Source organism: Hyphomicrobium sp., from assembly GCF_020852195.1.
Lineage (GTDB): Bacteria > Pseudomonadota > Alphaproteobacteria > Rhizobiales > Hyphomicrobiaceae > Hyphomicrobium_C.
The window spans coordinates 1-20,154 of record NZ_JADZBI010000076.1 but is presented as its reverse complement, the minus strand read 5'-3'; the positions used below and the strand labels follow the sequence as shown (position 1 = coordinate 20,154).

Here is a 20,154-nt window from a genome sequence, read left to right as displayed (position 1 = left end):
GCTTGATCTGCCACTGCGGATGCTCCTCGGCCCACTGCGCGAAAACAGGCGGAGCGGCCATCGTGCAGTGCACGGCGTCCATATGGACGTCGATCGGAATCTTGAAGTCCTGGCACTGCTTCGGGTCGGCGATCAGGCAAGCCGACAGGATGATGCTGAGCATGGCGCGCGCTCCTTCTCGCAAAGTTTCGTTGGAACTCGTGTATGCAGGCCCCGGCGCGGAGATGCGTACGAAGGATCGCCCCGGCACCGTTCGGCGCCGGTTCCGGGGCGCCGGCTTGGATCGGCTTTGACCTCAACCCTTGCCGGAACCGTCGTCCAACGGACGTTTGCTTGGAGGTCAGACTAGGAAACCCTCGGCGCGCCTTCACCCGATTCCGTCCCGCAGATGCTCGGGCAAATATCCCGAGCGTGGGCGCCCCCTCCTTCACGCCATAACGGCCATGCTCTACCCTCGCCCTGGAAGTCAGCTCTCGAGGCGCACCATGCTCCCTCTGCCTCTTTCCACGAGGCGCCCGGCGCGGCCGCTCAGCCTCACACGGTCGGTGATGCTGCGTGTCGCGCTCGGCGCGCTCCTTTCGTTTCTCGCTGCCGCCGCGTTGGCGGTGGTCGCAAGCGATCGCGCAGGCCGCGAGGATGCAAGACGAGCGGCCGAGCTGGTCCAGAGGAACCTCAACCTTCAGCTCTTGCGGATCAGCGCGGGTATCGAGCTGCCGGCGCGCTTTCCGGATTGGGACTTCCTCGCCGGTCACGTCCTGCGCGAAGGGCTCTGCCTCAGGTTGCTCGACGTCGAGGGCGGCATCGTTCGCGCAAGCTGTGTCGGCTCCTCCATGCCGTCCTATCCGGCGTGGTTCGGCGCGCTCTATGACGCCGCGTTCTCCCAGGGCGAGGCGGTGGAAGCCCCCCTCATGCCGAGCCCGCGGTTCAGCGGCCGCGTCGCGGCGTTTATCGAGCCGGCAGCGCTACCCAACCAGGCCTGGCTGGAAATGAGCCGAATGCTGCCGGACATCATTCTGACGGTGCTCTGCGTCAGCATCCTTGCCTTCGATGCCATCCGCCGCGCGTTGCGCCCCACCGAGACGGTGCTTGCCGGCCTTAACAGGCTGGCGCGAGGCGAGCTTTCATATCGGCTTCCCTCGTTCAGGCTCGCCGAGCTCGAGAGGATCAGCGAAGTCGTCAATCACATGGCGGCGACGCTCGAGGCGACGCTCGCCGACAGCAGGGAATTCTCAAGACGCCTCGTCACTGCGCAAGAGGAAGAACGCCAGCACCTGGCGCGAGAGCTTCACGACGAGTTCGGCCAGTCGCTGGCCGCGATCAATGCCATAGCGGCGTCCATAGAAACGAGCGCGGAAAGGAGCTCGCCGGAGCTTTCCTCGGATGCGCACACGCTCTCGCAAATTTCGATGTCCATGATGGACACCCTGCGGTCCACACTCGTCCGGCTGCGGCCCGCCGCCATCGACGAGCTTGGCCTCGAGGAAAGCCTGCGATCGCTCATCTCCGGATGGAACGGGCGATCGAGGGGCATGACGCGTTTCGAGATCGTGGGCGAGGGACGCTTCGACGGCCTCCCCGATGCGGTCATGATGTGCCTTTACAGGATTGCCCAAGAAGGGCTTACGAATGCGGCGCGCCATGCGGATGCGCGCCGCGTGACGCTGACCTTGGCGCGCCGCGAGCAGGCCGCGTCGGACACGATCGAGCTCACGATCGAAGACGACGGAAAGGGCTACGATGCCGCACACCCCTCCCTCGACGGCCTCGGCCTCAGGGGGATGCGGGAGCGCGTCGCCGCCTTCGGAGGACGGATCGGGATAAGCTCCAAGAACGGCCATGGCACGGTACTGCGTGCGACGATACCGCTGGCCGAGGAGCGCTGCGAGGCTGCATGAAGACACTGCATATTCGCGTGATGCTCGTCGACGATCACGCCATCGTGCTCGAAGGCTACAGGCGCCTGCTCGAGAAGCAGGACGGCTTCGAGGTCGTGGCCGAGGCCCAGGACAGCGTGGCGGCCTACCGGCACTGCAAGGAGTTGCAGCCAGATGTGGCGGTCATCGACATCTCGATGCCTGGCCGTGGAGGCATCGACCTTTGTAGGCAGCTTCGCCAGCGCGACCCGTCGGCACGCATCGTCGTGTTCACGATGCATCAGGGTGCGGCATTCGCCAGGCAGGCATTCCAGGCCGGCGCCAAGGCCTACGTGACGAAAAGCAGCCCGCCGATGCTGCTCGTGACCGCGATCCGTGAAGCGTTCGCAGGCCGCACGTTCATCTCGCCGGATGTGAGCGAGGAACTGGCCCGCACCAGCGTCGAGGCCAACTCGTCGGCCCTGTCATCGCTGTCGCCGCGCGAGTTCGAAATCCTGCGGCTCCTGCTCGAGACCAAATCGGTGAGCGAGATCGCGGCGGCGCTCAACATCAGCCCGAAAACGGTTATCAACAACCACTACCTCATCAAGCAGAAGCTCGCCGTCGCCACCGATATCGAGCTTCTCTATCTGGGGCTACGCGAGCGGGTGGTCGATCCCCCGCGGCCGGACTGATGTATCCTCGATGCGCACCGCAAATTCATCCACCCGGTTTCAGTCCATGACGACCGATCGCTATAGCTCGGCTGGGCCTGCGCCACCGCGAGACGCATTTAGCGGGGCGCGATTGCGGAGCGCAGGGTCGCGACAAGCACGTCTGCCGCGTCTAGAAACGTCTGGAAAACCGCCGTGATATCAGATTGATAACGCATGATACTCGCGCATCATGCCGGGATATCAATCAATTGATGCAAAGCCGCCACGGGACTTTTTCCTCGTGCCTTCACATATCATCCGACCGCTTGCAATCCGCCGTTCGCCGCCGCACCGTGACCCCGTTACCTTTCTCCTAATGATACTTGTGCAGTCGTCTCCTGCGCTCGTCATCCGAGCGCAGGGGACTTTTCTTTGCGTGTCTTCTCCCGCGATCGGCACAAGCCGAGGTGACGGCCTGCGCTCCGCTGCGCGGGACAAGTGCCTGGGCGTTGCTTCAGATCACACCGTGCGGCCGCGGGCGATGAAGCCGGGGTTCAGGAAGCCGGTCTCCGTCTTGCCATAGACGAGCGGCTTACCGTCGAGGTCCGTCAGCGAGCCGCCGGCCGCGCGCAGGATCGCCTCGCCCGCCGCCGTGTCCCATTCGCTGGTGGGGGCGAAGCGCGGGTAGAGGTCCGCCTGACCCTCGGCGATGATGCAGAACTTGATCGACGAGCCGCGAAAGATGCACTCGCCGCCCGGCAGTGCGTCGAGGAAGCCTTGTGTCTCGGGGTCGAGATGCTTGCGGCTGGCGACGGCCACGACGCGGCTCGGCTCGGGCACCCGGCAGTGCAGCGCCCGCTTGCCCCGGAGCGACCGCAACGGCTGGCCGGGATCGAGCCAGCCGGTCCAGGCCTCGCCACCGCCGCCGACGTACAGCATCTCCAGTGCCGGCGCGTAGATGACGCCAATCACCGGCGTGCGGTTGCGAATGAGTGCGAGGTTGACGGTGAACTCCGACCGGCCCTCGATGAACTCCTTCGTGCCGTCGATGGGGTCGATGACGAGAAAGGGCCGCTCGGGATCGAAACCGGCCAAGCCCCGGTTTGCCGATTCCTCGGCGATCACCGGGATGTCTCCCAGCACCCGACGCACACGTGTCAGGATCTCCGCCTCCGATTCGCGATCCGCCGCGGTGACGGGCGAGAGATCGGCCTTGGTCTCGACGACGCAGCCCCGCGCGCGGTGTGCAAGAACGATGGCGCCGGCACGCGATGCGGCCTCCGCGAATACCTCCAGAACCTCTGCCCGTATTCCAGGCCCGAGGTCGCGTTCTCCCGGCATTATGCTCTTACCTTGCTTCCTTTCCCTCCATCGAACCTTCCTACGCCGCGCTCGTCAATCGATACGGCCTTCACGAGTGCGAAAACCTGTGTCCCCTCGGTAAGTCCCAGGTCGGCGATGGCGTGCCGCGTGACGGAGGCGGCCAGCCGGTCGCCGCCCGCGAGCTCGACCGTGACGATGCCGGAGGGGCCCGCGCCGGCCGCGATGCTCGATACGCACCCCTCAAGCACGGTGCGCACGCTGTGGTGCCGGGGCTTCTCGGTCGCCAAGGCCACGTTGGTGGCCTGGATGGCCACGCGCACCGTGCCGGCCGAGCCGCCGAGCAGCGCGGGAATGGCGATCTCGCCGGCCGGATGGGCGAGGATCGAGATGGCGAACTCCGGCAACTCGCGCACAACGGTGCCGGACAGGAACGAGATGGCCTCGAAACGGTCGGTGGTCGTCTCGGGAACGCGAGAGCCGAAGACCTCGGCAGGCGTGCCTTGTGCGATGACGCGACCGTCCGCGAGCCTCACCACGAGGTTGGCGAGGCGGGCGACCTCTTCCACGGCATGGGAGACATAGACGATGGGCAGCCCCACCTCGTCGCGCAGGCGCTCGATGAAGGGCAGGATCTCGTGCTTGCGCTCGGCATCGAGAGAGGCGAGCGGCTCGTCCATCACCAGCACCCTCGGCGCGGCGAGCAGGGCGCGGCCGACGGCGACGCGCTGACGCTCGCCGCCCGACAGCGTGGGCGGGTAGGCCGCGAGCAGGTGGCCGATGCCGAGCAGATCGACCACCTCGTCGAAATCGACGCCCTTGGCGTCGGCCGGCGCGAAGTAGCGGCCGTAGGCGAGGTTCCGGCGCACGGAGAGATGCGGCAGGAGCTGTCCGTCCTGAAAGACGAGACCGACGCGGCGCCTGTGCACGGGCGCCCAGATGCCGGCTGTGGTGTCGACCAGCACGTGGCCGTCGACGGCGATACGGCCGCGGTCGGGGCGCTCGATGCCGGCGATCAGTCTGGCGACGGTGGTCTTTCCGGAGCCCGAGGCGCCGAACAGGGCCGTGCAGCCGCCGGGCGCGGTGAAGTCCACGTCGAGCACGAAGCGCGGGCGGGCGAGGCGGCAGGAAAAGGTGATCATTCGAATCCGGCCCTCGCCTGTCCCGAGCGGCGAACCAGAAGCTCGGACGCAATGAGGGCCGCAAACGAGAGCGCCACCGCGATCAGGGACAGGCGGAGAGCGCCGGCCTCGCCGTCCGGGGTCTGCGTGTAGGAATAGATGGCGGCCGGGATGGTCTGGGTCTCGCCGGGAATGTTCGAGACGAAGGTGATGGTGGCGCCGAACTCGCCGAGCGCCTTGGCGAAGGCCAGCACGACCCCGGCGACGATGCCCGGAAACGCCAGAGGCAGGGTGACGGTCGCGAACACCCAGATCGGAGACGCGCCGAGCGTCGCCGCCGCCTCCTCGCTGCGGCGGTCGATGGCATCCATGGCGAGGCGGATGGCGCGCACCATGAGCGGGAAGCTCATGACGGCGGCGGCAAGGGCGGCACCCGTCCAGCGGAACGACAGCACGATGCCGAACGTCTGCTCCAGGAAGGCGCCGAGCGGACCGCGGCGGCCGAACAGAACCAGCAGCACATAGCCTGTCACGACCGGCGGCAGCACCAGCGGCATGTGGACGAGGCCGTCGAGAACGATCTTGCCCGCGAAGCGGCCGCGCGAGAGCACGTAAGCGACCAGGATCGCCACCGGCAGACTCGAGATCACAGCGACCGTGGCGACGCGCAGCGACAGCTTGATGGCAACGATCTCTTCCGGTGTGATCGCCTCGAGGCTCATAGCATATCCGATTGATCCGGCGGGCAGGATGCCGGGGCCGTCCCCGTAATATACCAGCAGTATAGACGAACGCCGATTCCCTGCGCCTGCGAGACGGATGATGGTTTACGCGTCCGCAGGCAGGATACGCTGGTAAGCGGGTGCGAATCATCCAGGAGCTCGCCTTCGCCGCCCGCGTGTTGCGCTCGCGGCGGGCTTCGGGCATGTCATGGGCGTCACGGGGGCGTCACGGGGCGCGCTTTCGCAGACGCCGGAGAGAAGGGGCGCCAGCTTGGACCTCGACAAGAACAGCCAGATCCTGGTCACGGGCGCCGCCGGCTTCATCGGCTTCCACGTCGCCCGTGCCCTCCTCGAGGGGGGCGCAACCGTCATCGGCGTCGACAGCCTCAATGCCTACTACGATCCGGTGCTCAAGGAGGCGCGGCTCGCCCGGCTCAAGGAGCATGAGCGATTCGCTTTCCATCGGCTGGACATCGCAGAGCGCGACGCCACGGCGCGGCTGTTCGCCGAGACGCGTCCTAGCCTCGTTGTGCACATGGCAGCGCAAGCCGGCGTGCGCTACTCGCTCGACGATCCTGCCGCCTATATCGACTCAAACCTCGTAGGCTTCGGCAACATCCTCGAAGGATGCCGGCGCGGCGGCGTCCGCCACCTCACCTATGCGTCGACAAGCTCTGTCTATGGCGCCAACACGCTGATGCCGTTCTCCGTGCATCACGGAGCCGATCATCCCGTGAGCCTCTACGCCGCGACGAAGAAGGCCAACGAGGCGATGGCGCACAGCTACGCCTATCTCTACGGGCTGCCGGTCACGGGACTGCGCTTCTTCACCGTGTACGGCCCGTGGGGACGCCCCGACATGGCCCTCTTCAAGTTCACGCGCGCGATCCTCGCCGGCGAGCCGATCGAGGTCTACAACAACGGCCAGATGCGGCGTGACTTCACCTATATCGACGATGTGGTCGAGGGTGTTGTGCGCGTCGCGGGAATGCCTGCCACGGCGAACCCCGACTGGGACAGCCGCGCGCCCGATCCCGCAACCAGCAGCGCGCCCTACCGCCTCTACAACATCGGCAATGCCGAGCCCGCGGATCTCCTGGCGATGATCAGGATTCTCGAGCGCATCCTCGGACGGGAGGCCAAGATGACTTTCCTGCCGCTGCAGCCGGGCGACGTTCCCGAGACGGCCGCCGACGTCACGGACCTGGTGCGCGACGTCGGCTATCGGCCCGCAACGCGGCTCGAGGACGGCATCGCGCGCTTCGTCGACTGGTACCGCGACTACTATCGCGTGTAAGGCCGTTGCCGGCGCCTTGACAGGCCGGAACGGCGATGATCAGTAACCTCGTGCCCCGCCCGGGCGCGGCGAACTTCCGCATAGAGGCATCCTGCATGCGACCAGAACACCTAGCGCAGCTCGTCGAGCGGGCCCGCTCGATCGTCGATCAGGAGATCGGGGCGATGGCGCAGTTGCGCGACAGCTTCGACGACAGCCTGATCAAGGCGGTGGGGCTCATCCAGGCCTGCCCAGGGCGCCTGATCGGCACCGGGGTCGGGAAATCTGGGCACATCGGCGCCAAGCTGGCGGCGACGTTCGCCTCGACCGGGACGCCCTCCTTCTTCCTGCATGCCGCCGAAGCCTCCCATGGCGATCTCGGCATGATCACCGCGCAGGACGTGGTGCTCGCCATCTCGAACTCCGGCATGACGAAGGAGCTGTTTCCGGTCGTAGATTTCTGCTCGGCCAACGGCGTCAAGGTCATCTGCATGACAGCCAACGACCAGAGCCGCCTCGCGCAGGGCGCCGACATCTGCCTCCGCCTGCCCAGGGTCAACGAGGTCTGCCCCAACAATCTGGCGCCGACCTCCTCGGCGGTCATCACGCTGGCGGCCGGCCACGTGCTGGCGGTGCTGCTGATGGAGCAGCGCTCTTTCGTGGACTCCGATTTCGGCAAGCTGCACCCAGGGGGGCGGCTCGGGCTGCTGCTCTCCTCGGTGCGCCGCTATACGGACGAGTTCAAGGACGCGGTGCCGATGGTCGCGCCGCACGAGCTCCTGGGCCATGTGGTCATCAAGCTCGCCGAGGGCCAGCGCGGCTGTGTGGTGGTGACCGAGGAGGGCACCAACCGCCTGCTCGGGCTCATCACGGAGGGCGATCTCAGGCGTGCGTTCTCGCCCGACATGTTCTCCAAGACGGCGCAGGCCATCATGACGACGCGGCCGGTGACGGTCAGCGTCGAGGACCTGATGAGCACCGCCGTGTCGCTGATGAAGGAGCGGCGCATCGCCAACGTGGTGGTCGTCGACGGCGATACGGTGGTCGACGTGCTGCACACCAAGGACCTCATGCAGCGCGGCTACATGTAGGGGCGCATTGCGGACCCGAACAATCACGCAGCAAAAAACCCCGGACTTTCGGTCCGGGGTTCTTGAATTTCATGCGATCGTTGGGCGGTCTCAGGCCGCGACGGGCGTCGCGAGCGCGAGGTCGATCTTCTCCTTTAGGACCTTCTCGTTGAACGGCTTGATGATGTAGCCGCTCACGCCTGCGCTCTTGGCGGCGTTGATGTTGTCCTGCTTGGATTCGGCGGTGACGAGGATGAACGGCGTCTTGCCCATCTCCGGGTCGGCGCGAACGACCTTCAAGAGCTCGTAGCCCGTCATCGGCTCCATGTTCCAGTCGGAGATGATCAGGCCATACTGCTTCGCCTTGATCTTCTGGAGCGCCGCCTCGCCGCTCGAGGCGTCATCGACGTTCTCGAAACCGATCTGCTTCAAGAGCTTCTTGATGATCCTCACCATGGTGCTGTAATCGTCGACGACGAGTACAGGCATGTCGTTCGCGCTCATAACCCTTTTCCCCTTAACCCATCACGTGCCCGGCAGCCCACGCTCTCGGAGCCGCACGCACAACGCGCTCTGTCGATGCCCGCGAAGTATGCCGGTAGATTGCTTGCGATAGTATTAATCGGATCTTTCAGAGAACGATCTATATCAGCCATACTGCCGGCCGCGTTCTCGGACGTAACGGAATGGAAACTTCTCCGAGTTAACTATGTGTTTCCATGAGGACCCCTGGGCATTGGCACATGCGTCCGGGCCCGATGAGAAACAGGGCCGGTGCCCGCCTTCGACACCGGCAAGGAAACGCGCGCATGTCGGCACCGCTTATTCGCGTACTGGTCGTAGATGACTCCCCGTTCATGCGCGGCGTCCTGCCGGCCAAGATTGAAGCCGATTCACGCTTCAAGGTCGTCGGCACCGCCGTCGACGGACGCGATGCCGTCGAGAAGACGCTTCAACTGAAGCCCGACGTGGTGACGCTCGACATCGACATGCCGGTGATGAACGGCCTCGATGCGCTGCGCGAGATCGTACGGCAGAGTACGGCCTCCGTGATCATGCTTTCGGCGCGAACCGAGCAGGGCGCCGCCATCACGCTCGAAGCGCTGGCGCTCGGCGCCGTCGACTTCATCCCGAAATCGCGCGGCGTCGACCGCATCCACGAGAAGCTCCTCGCCGCGGTCGAAGCCAAGACGCAGAAGGCGCGGGTCTCGGCGCCGAAGCCGACCGTCGTGGTGCGCCCCACCGCTCCGCCGCGGGCGGCCGCGGGCGCCCGGGTCAACGCCAAGATCTGCATCATCGGGTCCAGCACCGGCGGACCGCAGGCCCTGCAGACCGTGCTCTCGCAGCTTCCCGAGTCGCTCTCGGTACCGCTCGTCGTCGCCCAGCACATGCCGCCGAACTTCACCAAGGCGCTGGCGCAGCGGCTCGACGATCTCTGCAAGCCCAAGGTGATCGAGGCCGAGGACGGCATGGCGCTCGTCAAGGGTACCGTCTACATCTCGCCCGGTGGCATGCAGACCCGCGTCACGGCAACGGAGATCCGCATCAGCCCGGACCATGGCGAGAGCCTGTACAAGCCTTCGGTCGACGTGCTGGCGGAGAGCGCGCGCGGCGCCTTCGGAAAGAACGTGCTCGGCGTCATGCTGACGGGCATGGGCGGCGACGGCGCGGCCGAGTTCGGGAAGCTGCTTAAGCTCGGCGCCTACAACATCGCGCAGGACCAGGCGTCGTCGGTGGTCTACGGCATGCCGCGCACGCTGGTCGAAGCGGGCGGCGCGGACGAGGTTCTGCCGCTCGACCAGATCGGCCAGCGCATCCGCTCCGCGCTCGGCTGCTAAAAGGTCCTATGCCCCAATAGTGCAGTGCCCCCTCACCCGCGCAGCTTAGCTGCGCGGGTGAGGGGGCACGGCACTCCGCTTCAATCGAAACCCGAAAGACCCTAGTTGAAATCCTCGGGAAGGCGGGGCACGGGGAAGAAGGGGACGCCGTCCTCCGCAAGCTCCTTCACCTCGTCGGCGGTCGCCTCGCCGTAGATGCCGCGCGGGGCACTTTCGTTGAAGTGGATGCGGCGGGCCTCCTCGGCGAACCGCCCACCCACGTATTCCGCCTTGGCGTGAATCTCGTCGCGAACCTGGCGCAGAAAAAGCGCCCGATCGTGGACCGAAGGTGGCGGCTGCGGCTCACCGGCCGGCATGCTCGCGATGCGCGTGGCAACGGCCGGCGCCATGATGGCCTTGTCCACGTCGTGGCTGCCGCAGTGGGGGCACACGACCTGCGCGCGGGCCGTCTGCGCCTCGTAGGCAGCCCCGCTCTTGAACCAGGCTTCGAACTCGTGGCCCTTGCGGCACACGAGGCTGAACTTGATCATGACGCAACCTCCGCCGCGGTTTCCTTGTCCGCGCGAACGACGTCGAACTCCTGATCGTGCCGCAAGGACGGCACGCGCGACCGGACGTCCTCGATCATGCCAGACTCTATATCGGCGAAAATGACTGACGGATGAACGCCCCCTTCCGCCAGAATATGCCCCCACGGGGAGACGACGAGACTGTGGCCGAACGTCTCGCGGCCGTGCTCGTGCAATCCGCCCTGTGCCGCCGCGAGAACGAAACACTGCGCCTCGATGGCGCGGGCGCGCAGGAGGGTTACCCAATGGGCTTCCCCGGTAATGCGCGTGAAGGCCGCAGGCACGGCCAGGAACGACGCGCCGGCGTGGGCGAGCGCCCGATAGAGGTTAGGAAAGCGCAGGTCGTAGCAGACGGAGAAGCCGAGCCCGCCCCACGGCAGGTCGGCGACGACGGCGCGCGTGCCGGGCTTGTAGTTCGTGCTCTCGCGGTAGACCTCGCCGTTCGGGAGATCGACGTCGAACATGTGGATCTTATCGTAGCGCGCCTTCACCTCGCCCGCAGGGGAGATCAGGTAGGCGCGGTTGGCGAGCTTGGTCTCGCTCACCTTGACCACCATCGAGCCGAGGTGCAGCCAGATCGCGAGATCCTTCGCCAGATCCGCAAGCTGCTGGAGGCCAGCGTTGGCGTTCTCGGGTGCGGCGGCGGCGAACAGGCGCTCGCGATCGAGCTCCATCAGGTTGGTGGCTTCAGGCGTCTGGACATAGGCCGCGCCGCCGCTCGCCGCCTCGCGGACTAGAGCGGTCGCGTCGCGAAGATTGCGCGCCACATCGCGTCCCGAGCACATCTGGACGAGGCCGGCGCGGAACGTCTTCGAAGGACCGCTTGCGGACATCCTCTAGTGGCTCGCGGAGAGAAGCGGGTCGAGCTTGCCGCTGCGCTCGAGGCACATCAGGTCGTCGCAGCCGCCCACGTGCCGGTCGCCGATCCAGATCTGCGGTACGGTGCTGCGACCGCCGGCCTTGGAGCTCATCTCGGCACGCAGTGCGGCCTTGCCGGTGACGTCCACCTCGTCAAAGGCCACGCACTTGGCGCGCAGGAGCTCCTTTGCCATATGGCAATAGGGGCAAAGGATGGTGGTGTAGATCGTGACTTTGGCCATGTCTCCCAAGGTCCTCGACGGCCGGCTCCGTCCTTCCTACGAAATGTAGCCTTGCAGGGCGACGCTGCAAAGTGCAGCACCGCCGTATGTCACAACGATTTGCGGCATTTTTCCAGTGTCCGTACGGTCTCAGGATGGGATCAGGGCGCGGTCCGTCACCAGCGCCAGCGCAAGAACGTCCACGCGCGCGGCCCCGGCCCGGCGCAGGGCGCGGGCACAGGCGCCGACCGTCGATCCGGTGGTAATAACGTCATCAATGAGCAGGATCCTTTGCCCCCGTACGCGGGCCTCGAGGCGCGGGGGGACGGCGAAGGCGCCGGCTACGTTGCGGCGACGCTCCCCGCGCGAGAGCCCGACCTGACTCGAGGTCGACCGGGTGCGGGCGAGCAGCAGCGGCTCGTAGCCGAGCCCCGTCAAGCGCGCGACCTCGCTCGCCAGGATGGCGGCCTGGTTGAAACGGCGGACCAGGAGTCGCCAGCGCGCGAGCGGGACGGGAACGACGACATCCGTCTCCGCCACCATCTCGCGGCCGGCCTCCACGAGCCATTTGCCGAGCAGGCGGCGTACGTCGTGACGGTCGTGGAACTTGAGCGCATGCACCAGCGTGCGCATGGCGCCCGCGTGGGCCGCGACGGCGCGGGCGCGGTCGTAGGGCGGCGGGTCGGCTGCGGCCGCGGCGGAGATCATGGTGCCGCCGGTATCGAAGGGCAGCGGTATCCCCAGGCGGTCGCAGAGCGGCGGGCGGATGAAATCGATGTCGCACCAGCAATGAGCGCAGAGTGCGTCGTGCGCACCGACCGGCGTGCGGCAGACTAGGCAAACCGGCGGCATGACGATGTCGGAGAGCGCGCGAAAGGCCCGGCGGAAAAGGCCCGGAGCGGTGGGCCCGTCCTCCGACCTGGCGCCGTCGTCTGCGCCCCTTTCGACCATGCTTCACCCTCCCGCGCCGCATGCTAGAGTCTTTTCAACCAAGGTGGAAACGTCGCCGTCCCCGTCTTCGGCGTGTCTGGATCCCGGCCTCCGCCGGGATGACGTTGCTTGGGGCAGAGCGCGTGCCCCCAATTCCGTTACTCTGGCGAAGGCCGGGATCCAGACACGTCGCCGCATTGCACGCCGCTCGTTTCGGTAACCCGGTAAAATTCCTGGATTGGCAGCATCCGAAGCGTTGCACCGAGGAGCTTATAAGCCTCCGATGACCGAGCCGCATGCCATTTTCGATGCGTCCCTGCTCACGGCCCGGCGCAACCGGGCCGCGGGCTCTGCGGCATCGCACGATTTTCTTCTGCAACGGGTGGCCGACGACGTTGCGGAGCGGCTCGCCATCGTGCGGCGCGATTTCGCCGTGGCGTCCGATATCGGCTCGCATCACGGCGTGCTCGGGCGGCGGATCGCTTCCGCGCCGAACGTCGGGCGCCTTGTCTCGCTCGATCCGGCGGCGGCCTTGCTCGCGCAAGCGCCGGCACCGCGCGTGCTGGCGCGGCTCGACGCGCTGCCGTTCGCGCCGGGCACGCTCGACCTCGCCGTGTCGGGGCTGTCGCTGCATCTGGTCGACGACCTCCCCGGCGCGCTGATCCAGATCCGCCGCGCGCTGAAGCCCGACGGCCTGCTTCTCGCCGCGCTGCTCGGCGGGCGCACGCTCGCGGAGCTGCGCGAGGCGTGGCTCGCCGCCGAGGACGAGCTCGCGGGCGGGGCTTCGCCGCGCGTCGCACCCTTCGCCGATGTGCGCGACCTCGGCGGACTTCTGCAGCGGGCAGGCTTCGCGCTGCCGGTGGTCGATTCCGACACGGTTATCGTCACCTATGCGAGCCCGCTGGCACTGATGCAGGAGCTCAAGCACATGGGCGGTTCGAACATGCTGGCCGACAGGCGGCGGGTACCGGTGACGCGGGGGCTGCTAATGCGAGCGGCGGAGATCTACGCCGAGCGGTTCGGGGGCGACGACGAGCGTGTGCCGGCGACATTCGAGATCCTGACGCTCACGGCCTGGGCGCCGCACGAGAGCCAGCCGAAGCCGCTCGCGCCCGGCACGGCGCAAGCCCGCCTCGCCGATGCGCTCGGTGTCAAGGAGCGGAAGATCTAACGCGCGCCCTTCCCCACGATGTCATCCCGGCCAAGCGTCGTCGCCGCGACGGCGACGGCGCGCAGAGCCGGGACCCAGGGGCCACCAAAGCTCCAACAGTTGCGTGTTCCGCCCTGGGCCTCGGCTCTGCGTTCCGCTGCGCTTCACTTGGCCGGGGTGACAAACCGAGAGCGGAGGCTGGCCGGTCAGTGCGCGGGCCGTCTTAGCCGAGCGTCCGGACCATGAAGCGGGCGTCGGCGTCATAGGTCAGAAGCTTGGCCGTGACCTTGGGTTCTTCGGTGACCGCGAAGCCGAAGCGGCTCCAGAACGGGACGGAGCCGTTCACGGCGACCAGGGATACGTTCGAGACCCCGATCGTCTCGGCGTGCGCGATTACCGCGTTCACGATCGCCGAGCCGGCGCCGCTGCCGCGCGTCTCCGGCAGCAACGCGATGTCGTGGATGTAGTAGGTCGTCGCACGCTCCGGCAGCGCGTCGAGCATGACGTTCAGCGCCGGCGGCTCGGCATAGCGCCAGGGATGGGTAATGGCGTAGCCTGCCAGCTTGCTGTCCAGCTCTAGAGCGACGCAGCCGGCCGGATAGAGGCGCAGGCGCTCCACGAATACCGCCTTGTCCTCGGGGTAGGCGACATGGATGCCATCGCCGACGGCACATACGGCCGGCATGTCTGCTGTCGTCATCGGCCGCCACAGGCCGCGTTCAAGCTCGATTTGCATGACCGCTCCTATCCCAGCAGGTCGCGGAGCCAAGGGATCAGCGGCGCATCGGCCGGCGGCATCGGATAGTCCGCGAGCCGCTTGGCGCGCACCCACGCCAGCTCCTGTCCCTCGCGCGGCTCCACGTCACCGTCCCAGTTGCGGCAGAGGTAGAGCGGCATCAGCAAGTGGAAATCCTTGTAGCCGTGGCTCGCGAATGTGAACGGTGCGAGGCACGTCTCGCAGACGTCGATTCCGAGCTCTTCCTCGAGCTCGCGGCGGAGCGCGCCCTCGGGCGTTTCGCCGGCATCGACCTTGCCGCCCGGAAACTCCCACAGGCCGGCCAGGCTCTTTCCCTCGGGACGCCTGGAAATGAGAACCCGGTTGTCGGGGTCGACGAGCGCGACGGCCGCCACCAGCAAAATCGGCTTAGTCATGAGTTGATTTGGACCTTGTGCGGCCGGGAGCTCGACCTGTAGACGGAGGGCATGGGATCGGCACTTCTCGCGCTCGGACACTATGCGCCCGAGCGGCGCGTGACAAATGCGGAAATCGAGGCGCGGCTCGGCGTGGAGACCGGCTGGACGGAGCAGCGTACCGGCATCCACGAGCGGCGTTTCGCGGCTCCGGACGAGGCGCTGTCGGACCTCGCGGTCAAGGCGGGCGAGATGGCGCTGGCCGGGGCCGGGATCGACCGCGGCGCGATCGGGCTGGTCGCGCTCGCGACGTCGACGCCGGATCATCTGCTGCCCCCCACGGCGCCGCTGGTCGCGCACCGCATAGGCGCGACAGGCGCCGGGGCTATCGACATGGCGGGCGCTTGCGGCGGCTTCCTCTATGCGCTGACCTTCGCCGACGGCTTCGTGCGCCGGCAGCGGGCACCGGCGCTCGTGATCGCGGCCAACATCCTCTCCCGGCGGCTCAATCTCGACGATCCCGTGAGCGCGGTGCTGTTCGGCGACGGCGCGGGCGCGGCACTGCTCGTCCCTTCTGAGCGGGATACGGCCGGGGTGCGCGGCGTGCATCTGTCCTCGGACGGATCGGCCTATGACCTGATCCAGATCCCGGCGGGCGGCAGCCGCAGACCTTTCGTCGACGGTCTCGGCGCCGAGGCGACGCTCATGCACATCCGCGACGGACGCCAGGTGTTCAGCCGCGCGGTCAAGATGATGACGGATGCGGCGGGGACGGCGCTTGCGCGAGCCGGTCTCACGATCGACGACATCGATCATTTCGTGCCGCACCAGGCGAACGCGCGCATCATCGGCGCGGCGCAGCGGCAGCTCGGCGTGCCGGACCGGAAAATGCTTTCGTCGGTTGCGCTTTTTGCCAACAGCTCGGCGGCGACGATCCCGCTCACGCTTTCGCTCGCGGCAGAGGCACGCCCGTTCCGGCCGGGCGAGCGGCTATTGCTCTCGGCCGCAGGCGCCGGGCTCACCGGCGGCGCGGTCGTGCTCGAGGTTTAAGGCTTGCGACCACAAACCCACGCGCAACATCGCCCGTGCCAAATCACGCGTTTTAAGCAAAGCGCTTTTGCGCTCAAATCGACGGCCGACGCTTCAAACCGATGAGGTTCGAACGGTCACGTCTGACATCGCGCTGCGGCTGGCTGCTACATCGTGTTGAGGAGGACGAAAAGCCCCACACCAACGGCCGGACCCAACAAGGTGGCGACGACGAGCATCAAGAATGATCGAGCAAGCATAACACAACAAACCCCGCACTCCACGCACCCACCGCGAAGCCGCCCACCCTTCGCCGGTGTCTTTTCCTGTCACGCGAGGACCCCTCACCCGCGAAACAAGGCCATAATACAATAAGAAAAATATTCTTTCACGGGATATTCCCAATTTGGCCACAATGTCGTTTCGCGATGGCGAGCGCGATGTATTGCAATGCAGTGGGCGGCTCTAGGGCGAAAATAATTGTTTCGCTATTTCAAAATCTTCGTAGACCGCGTGAAAGCTTAATTGTGCGCAAGGCCGGCATGAGGAAGCCCCTACTCCGAGACGCGTGAGCCGGATGCGCATACATTTTGTTGCTGTTCAGCCACAGATCTTTCGTCGGAATTCCTTGCTGCCCATCAGCGCCGGGCCGTTGAAGTGCGCACGGCATCGAAGAGACGGAGCTGGCGCTCGTCCTGACCCTTGGTTTCGTGCGCGAGCTGCTCGATGCGGTCGAACGGCACCTGCTCGGCCTCGATGAGCGAGCGCTGCGCCTTCATGCTCCGCACGAGCCCTTCCTGCACGAGGTGGAACTCGCCGACCGTCTGGCCGGGCAGCACGGCGGCCGGGTCGAGACCGCTCTCGCTCTGGAACGCGGCCTTGAGCTTCCTCAGCGCCGTGTCCTCACGCACGCGGCCGATGAACCAGCTCGTGATCTGATCGCGGCTCTTGTAGTCGAGGTCGCCCGGCGACTGCGTGGCCAGCATCAGGCCGAGGCCGGCCGAGCGGGCGCGCTTGAGCAAGCTCTGCAGCGGCTCGGCGGTGGCCGGCTTGGCGTTGGCCGGGATGTAGAGGTCGGCCTCGTCGAACATGACGACGGCCTGCAGCTCGTCGTTCGGGTTGCGCTGGCAGAAGCGCAGCGCCTCGGACAGGAACTGCGAGACCCAGAACAGGATGTTCTCGTTGTCGCCGAGGAAGCCCGTGTAGATGATCGAGAGCCGCGTGCGGCCGTCGCGCGCGTAGGGGCCGAGGCCGAGCAGGCTCTCCATGCGCAGGCTCTCGCCGCCGCCCTCGAACAGCGCCGCGTTGCGGTGGCGGAGGCTGTCGAGCTGGGCCACGAGATCGCGGCGGATCTTGCCCGAGGGGTCCATGCGCTGCGTGAGGTCGGTCAGCTCCGGATCCTCGTCCTCGAGGAGATGGATCAGGTCGCCGAGCGTCACCTCGCGGCTGTGGCGAGAGCCCAGGATGCGCAAGGCCACCGACAGCGTGCCCGACTGCTTCTGGTGCGTGGCCGAGTTCTTCAGATGCAGCATATCGCCGAGGGCGGCCGCCGATAGGTTGGCGAGAAGCTGCTGCTCGTGATCGGGAAGCTCGTTGATGCCGTTCGGCAGCAGCGTGATCGAGATCGGGCGGCCGGAGGAGCGGCCCGGCGTGTAGACGGCAACGTCGATGGCGTCGGCCAGGCGCTCGCGCTCGCCGCGGCGCTCGCCGAACTCGTCGTCGTTGGCGCGCCAGACGTCGGGGTTGGCGTAGCTGCAGAGGTCGCCCTTGCGGTCGATGAGCACGGCCGGGATGCCACGCAGCAGAAGCTGCTCGATGATGCAGAGTGCGAGCGTGGTCTTGCCCGAGCCCGAGCCGCCGAGCACGGCCGCGTGGCGTTTCAGCACGTTCATGTTGAGGGTGACCGGCTTGCCGCGTCCGCCCAGCTCGCGGCCCGCGAGAATGCTGGTGCCGATATTCCCGGTCTCGTCGAGCAGGACGGAGAGCGGCAGCTCGTCGTCGTTTGCCGGCAGCGGCTCGGCGGCGGCGCCTCCGAGCGACCAGGGCGGCGGCAGCGCGGGATCGGTCGGGCGCGCGGCGGCCGGGGCGCTGGCGACCGGCGGTGCGTCGGGCGCTACCTCGGCCTCGCGCACCGTCTTCGGCAGCGTGCGGCCGAGCAGGTCTAGACGCAGGATGTTGATGATCGAGATCATGTTCGAGAGCAGCTTGGCGTCCTCGAACCACGCCTGGAACCCAGGGTCGTTGCGATAGTGGGCGTGGAACTCGCGCACCATCATCATGCGCTCCCACTCGGGGATCGGGATCAGGAACTGGCGGCCGCCAGCGTCGCGGAACTTGCGGAACGCTTGCGCGGTCTGGTTCTTCCGGTTCGGCGGATAGTCGCTGGCGCGCAGCATGACGCAGCTCCGGCCGGCGGGCATGGGCAGCACCTTGTCGAGCTGGCGCGTCAGGCCGCCGCCCTGCGTCGGGCGGTTGCAGAGGAAGACGCGCAGCTCGCTCATGTGGCCGGACTTGTGGCTAACGCGCACGTCGATGCCGGGGACCTCGTCGGAGACCTCGAGGCGCCCGACGTTGAGCTTGATGGTGCTCCCCCACTCCTCCCGAGCGAGCGCGAGGGCTGAGGCGAAGACGTCCATCAGCTCGTTCTCGTCGGACGGGATCTCGGCCTCGGAGGCGCTCTGAAAGCGCTCCCAGGCGTCGCGGTAGTCGACGGACGGAGAGAGCGGGCGCGCGGACTCGCTCGCCTCAGCGCCGCCAAAAATGCCGCCAAGGACGGACGCCAGCGTCGAGGTCCAAGAGCCCTGGTCGGCCGCGGGCTCGTCGTCGGGCTCCGGCGCGGCCTTGTCGCGCAGGCGGCTCTGGGCATGCTCCAGTAGGCGGCGGGTTGAAAGGCCGCCGAACTCCTCGAAGAAGTCGGGACCGAAATACTGGGCGGGATCCGGAAAGCCGAGACCGCCGCCCTGCTCGGCGATCTGCTCGAGGCGCTTGGCGATGATCAGGCGCGCTTCCTGAGGCGTGCGCGTCTCGAGCAGCGGCACGGGGCCGGACTTCTCGATGCGGTCGACATAGGACTGGGCGAGGACGCCGCGCACCTGGCCGTAGAAGTCCTCCAGGCACGAGATGATGATGATGGCGTTCGGCAGCCGGTTGGCGATCTGGATCAGGTCGCGCGCGGCCTTCTGGAAGCGCTCCTCAGCGTCGTCAAAGAAGCGCAGGTCTTCGACCTGGTCGATGGAGAAGACCAGAGCGGCGCGCTCGACGGTCCACATCAGCATGCCGAGCGCGGTGATGATCTCGAAGGCGCGGTCTTCGCCGGTGTTGGGATCGAGCGCGGCGACGGCCTGATGCGCCAGCGCCGTGAGCTGGCGGCCGAACAGGTACTGGCGCACGCGCTGATCGATGCGTGGGTCCTTGCGCTCGAGGTAGAGGAGGGCGCGCACGATGTTGATGTCGAGCTCGAGGTCGCGGAATTTGGGGCTCGCGACGACCTCGTCGGCGAGGCGCAGGATGAGGCTCGCCAAGTGCTCGTCGGAGAGCTGCTGGTCGCGCAGCGCCTTGAGATCGGCTTTCGAGAGCACGTCGGAATCGCCGACAAGGCGCGCGGTGAGGCGAGCGAGGCCGCTCTCGCCCTCGTTGTCCGGGTCGTAGGGCTTCTCCAGCGAGTGGACGAGCCGGCGCAGGTAGTAGTCGGCGTAGTTGGCGACGTCGGGCGTCATCTGGGCGTAGCCGAAGTAGGCCTTGCCCTCGCGGTGGGCGGCCGTGCGCAGCGCGCGCAGGAGGTGTGTCTTGCCGGCGCCGGACTGGCCGTGGAAGAGCAGGATGCGCGACTGCGTGGCCGCGCCGCCGCGCCCGCCCGTCACCTCGGAGAGCAGATCGGCGAACTTGCGGCGCGCCTTCACATGCACCTCGGGCACATCGACGGGATCGGCCCGCCAGATGTCATCCTCCCAGGTGATGCTGTGCTCAAAAGCCTGGGACAGCTTATCCGCGCCCTGGGCTTCGACGACGTCCTGCTGCATGCTGTCTACGGTCTCCAACGCAATTCAAAAAAATCATCGGGCTCTACTCTTCAACCCGCACGAAATGCCAGACGGTGTTCTTGTAGGGGACGGCCGAGCTCTCGAGGTCCTCCCGGCTCCGCTTGTCCTTGAGGTCGGCGTTGGCGAGGACGAGGGCACCTGCACGATGCGCCTCGGCCAGCATGCACTTGAACTCGATCTCGGAGACCTGCCAGGACGGGTGGCCCGTGCGGATGGTGTCCCAGACATGCGAGATGAATGCCTTGCGGCTGCCGGGCCAGCCCTCGGCGCGCGCGGCGGCGGCCGCCTTCACGGCGCGAGCGAACTCCGAAAGATCGGGGCGCAGCGATTGCGGCGGGCTTTCCGCCGCCGGCGGCACCGGATCGTTGGC

18 protein-coding genes and 1 pseudogene are annotated in these 20,154 nt (G+C 67.0%); 7 read left to right on the top strand and 12 right to left on the bottom strand.

Annotated elements, in window-relative coordinates:
- Positions 1-485 precede the first annotated feature (485 nt).
- Positions 486-1,895, top strand: coding sequence for an ATP-binding protein (locus IT540_RS05925; RefSeq protein WP_291174448.1), 1,410 nt, complete (start codon positions 486-488; stop codon positions 1,893-1,895).
- Positions 1,892-2,548, top strand: coding sequence for a response regulator transcription factor (locus IT540_RS05920; protein WP_291174447.1), 657 nt, complete (start codon positions 1,892-1,894; stop codon positions 2,546-2,548). Before IT540_RS05925 ends, IT540_RS05920 begins: the two co-directional genes overlap by 4 nt.
- A 480-nt stretch (positions 2,549-3,028) precedes the next feature.
- On the opposite strand, the gene cysQ is transcribed toward IT540_RS05920, so the two are convergent.
- From cysQ to modB, 3 genes are read right to left on the bottom strand one after another with little or no spacing between them, the layout of a single operon-like run.
- Complete coding sequence (cysQ, locus tag IT540_RS05915) at positions 3,029-3,850, bottom strand: 3'(2'),5'-bisphosphate nucleotidase CysQ (RefSeq protein WP_291174446.1); 822 nt, start codon at positions 3,848-3,850, stop codon at positions 3,029-3,031.
- Complete coding sequence (modC, locus tag IT540_RS05910; RefSeq protein ID WP_291174445.1) at positions 3,850-4,971, bottom strand: molybdenum ABC transporter ATP-binding protein; 1,122 nt, start codon at positions 4,969-4,971, stop codon at positions 3,850-3,852. The genes cysQ and modC overlap by 1 nt, the downstream gene beginning before the upstream one ends.
- On the bottom strand, positions 4,968-5,672 hold the full coding sequence (gene modB, locus IT540_RS05905; RefSeq protein WP_291174443.1) for a molybdate ABC transporter permease subunit: 705 nt from the start codon (positions 5,670-5,672) through the stop codon (positions 4,968-4,970). Before modB ends, modC begins: the two co-directional genes overlap by 4 nt.
- Before the next feature lie 271 nt (positions 5,673-5,943).
- Here modB and IT540_RS05900 point away from each other — a divergent pair, with 271 nt between their 5' ends.
- Together IT540_RS05900 and IT540_RS05895 are read left to right on the top strand one after the other, a co-directional pair.
- Positions 5,944-6,969: an NAD-dependent epimerase gene (locus IT540_RS05900; RefSeq protein ID WP_291174442.1), complete on the top strand. Its 1,026-nt coding sequence runs from the start codon at positions 5,944-5,946 to the stop codon at positions 6,967-6,969.
- Between the two features lie 95 nt (positions 6,970-7,064).
- Entirely contained in the window at positions 7,065-8,039 is a 975-nt protein-coding gene (locus IT540_RS05895) for a KpsF/GutQ family sugar-phosphate isomerase (RefSeq protein ID WP_291174441.1), read from the top strand.
- A 90-nt stretch (positions 8,040-8,129) separates the two neighbouring features.
- Here the strand turns inward: IT540_RS05895 and IT540_RS05890 are convergent, their stop codons facing one another.
- Complete coding sequence (locus IT540_RS05890; RefSeq protein WP_291174440.1) at positions 8,130-8,522, bottom strand: response regulator; 393 nt, start codon at positions 8,520-8,522, stop codon at positions 8,130-8,132.
- 305 nt (positions 8,523-8,827) lie between these two features.
- Here IT540_RS05890 and IT540_RS05885 point away from each other — a divergent pair, with 305 nt between their 5' ends.
- On the top strand, positions 8,828-9,856 hold the full coding sequence (locus IT540_RS05885; RefSeq protein WP_291174438.1) for a chemotaxis response regulator protein-glutamate methylesterase: 1,029 nt from the start codon (positions 8,828-8,830) through the stop codon (positions 9,854-9,856).
- A 101-nt stretch (positions 9,857-9,957) separates the two neighbouring features.
- Here the strand turns inward: IT540_RS05885 and IT540_RS05880 are convergent, their stop codons facing one another.
- The 4 genes from IT540_RS05880 to IT540_RS05865 form a co-directional block, all read right to left on the bottom strand.
- Entirely contained in the window at positions 9,958-10,386 is a 429-nt protein-coding gene (locus tag IT540_RS05880; RefSeq protein ID WP_291174436.1) for a DUF1178 family protein, read from the bottom strand.
- Entirely contained in the window at positions 10,383-11,258 is an 876-nt protein-coding gene (locus IT540_RS05875) for a carbon-nitrogen hydrolase family protein (protein ID WP_291174434.1), read from the bottom strand. Before IT540_RS05875 ends, IT540_RS05880 begins: the two co-directional genes overlap by 4 nt.
- 3 nt (positions 11,259-11,261) lie before the next feature.
- Entirely contained in the window at positions 11,262-11,525 is a 264-nt protein-coding gene (gene grxC, locus IT540_RS05870; RefSeq protein WP_291174432.1) for a glutaredoxin 3, read from the bottom strand.
- A 129-nt stretch (positions 11,526-11,654) separates the two neighbouring features.
- The gene (locus IT540_RS05865) at positions 11,655-12,455 is read right to left on the bottom strand and encodes a ComF family protein (protein ID WP_291174430.1); all 801 of its coding nucleotides are present in this window, start codon (positions 12,453-12,455) and stop codon (positions 11,655-11,657) included.
- A gap of 262 nt (positions 12,456-12,717) precedes the next feature.
- Between IT540_RS05865 and IT540_RS05860 the strand changes: the two genes are divergently transcribed.
- On the top strand, positions 12,718-13,605 hold the full coding sequence (locus tag IT540_RS05860) for a methyltransferase domain-containing protein (protein ID WP_291174428.1): 888 nt from the start codon (positions 12,718-12,720) through the stop codon (positions 13,603-13,605).
- A gap of 202 nt (positions 13,606-13,807) precedes the next feature.
- Here IT540_RS05860 and IT540_RS05855 read toward each other — a convergent pair whose 3' ends face one another.
- Together IT540_RS05855 and mutT are read right to left on the bottom strand one after the other, a co-directional pair.
- Positions 13,808-14,320, bottom strand: a complete 513-nt coding sequence (locus IT540_RS05855) for a GNAT family N-acetyltransferase (protein WP_291174426.1) — start codon at positions 14,318-14,320, stop codon at positions 13,808-13,810.
- A gap of 8 nt (positions 14,321-14,328) precedes the next feature.
- Complete coding sequence (gene mutT, locus IT540_RS05850; RefSeq protein ID WP_291174424.1) at positions 14,329-14,736, bottom strand: 8-oxo-dGTP diphosphatase MutT; 408 nt, start codon at positions 14,734-14,736, stop codon at positions 14,329-14,331.
- Between the two features lie 51 nt (positions 14,737-14,787).
- On the opposite strand from mutT, the gene IT540_RS05845 reads away from it, so the two are divergent.
- A complete protein-coding gene (locus IT540_RS05845; protein WP_291174422.1) occupies positions 14,788-15,765 on the top strand; it encodes a beta-ketoacyl-ACP synthase III in 978 nt (325 codons plus the stop codon).
- Positions 15,766-16,382: 617 nt separating this feature from the next.
- Here IT540_RS05845 and IT540_RS05840 read toward each other — a convergent pair.
- Together IT540_RS05840 and IT540_RS05835 are read right to left on the bottom strand one after the other, a co-directional pair.
- Positions 16,383-19,763, bottom strand: a complete 3,381-nt coding sequence (locus IT540_RS05840; RefSeq protein WP_291174420.1) for a helicase HerA-like domain-containing protein — start codon at positions 19,761-19,763, stop codon at positions 16,383-16,385.
- Between the two features lie 43 nt (positions 19,764-19,806).
- A pseudogene (locus IT540_RS05835) lies at positions 19,807-20,154 on the bottom strand (hypothetical protein); the annotation flags it as partial.

Coding starts and splice junctions, on each gene's coding strand:
- IT540_RS05855 (WP_291174426.1), bottom strand. CDS start 14,320: ATGCAAATCGAGCTTGAACGCGGCCTGTGGCGGCCGATGACGACAGCA.
- IT540_RS05880 (WP_291174436.1), bottom strand. CDS start 10,386: ATGATCAAGTTCAGCCTCGTGTGCCGCAAGGGCCACGAGTTCGAAGCC.
- IT540_RS05895 (WP_291174441.1), top strand. CDS start 7,065: ATGCGACCAGAACACCTAGCGCAGCTCGTCGAGCGGGCCCGCTCGATC.
- mutT (WP_291174424.1), bottom strand. CDS start 14,736: ATGACTAAGCCGATTTTGCTGGTGGCGGCCGTCGCGCTCGTCGACCCC.
- modB (WP_291174443.1), bottom strand. CDS start 5,672: ATGAGCCTCGAGGCGATCACACCGGAAGAGATCGTTGCCATCAAGCTG.
- cysQ (WP_291174446.1), bottom strand. CDS start 3,850: ATGCCGGGAGAACGCGACCTCGGGCCTGGAATACGGGCAGAGGTTCTG.
- IT540_RS05865 (WP_291174430.1), bottom strand. CDS start 12,455: ATGGTCGAAAGGGGCGCAGACGACGGCGCCAGGTCGGAGGACGGGCCC.
- IT540_RS05925 (WP_291174448.1), top strand. CDS start 486: ATGCTCCCTCTGCCTCTTTCCACGAGGCGCCCGGCGCGGCCGCTCAGC.
- modC (WP_291174445.1), bottom strand. CDS start 4,971: ATGATCACCTTTTCCTGCCGCCTCGCCCGCCCGCGCTTCGTGCTCGAC.
- IT540_RS05840 (WP_291174420.1), bottom strand. CDS start 19,763: ATGCAGCAGGACGTCGTCGAAGCCCAGGGCGCGGATAAGCTGTCCCAG.
- IT540_RS05875 (WP_291174434.1), bottom strand. CDS start 11,258: ATGTCCGCAAGCGGTCCTTCGAAGACGTTCCGCGCCGGCCTCGTCCAG.
- IT540_RS05890 (WP_291174440.1), bottom strand. CDS start 8,522: ATGAGCGCGAACGACATGCCTGTACTCGTCGTCGACGATTACAGCACC.
- IT540_RS05845 (WP_291174422.1), top strand. CDS start 14,788: ATGGGATCGGCACTTCTCGCGCTCGGACACTATGCGCCCGAGCGGCGC.
- IT540_RS05920 (WP_291174447.1), top strand. CDS start 1,892: ATGAAGACACTGCATATTCGCGTGATGCTCGTCGACGATCACGCCATC.
- IT540_RS05860 (WP_291174428.1), top strand. CDS start 12,718: ATGACCGAGCCGCATGCCATTTTCGATGCGTCCCTGCTCACGGCCCGG.
- grxC (WP_291174432.1), bottom strand. CDS start 11,525: ATGGCCAAAGTCACGATCTACACCACCATCCTTTGCCCCTATTGCCAT.
- IT540_RS05885 (WP_291174438.1), top strand. CDS start 8,828: ATGTCGGCACCGCTTATTCGCGTACTGGTCGTAGATGACTCCCCGTTC.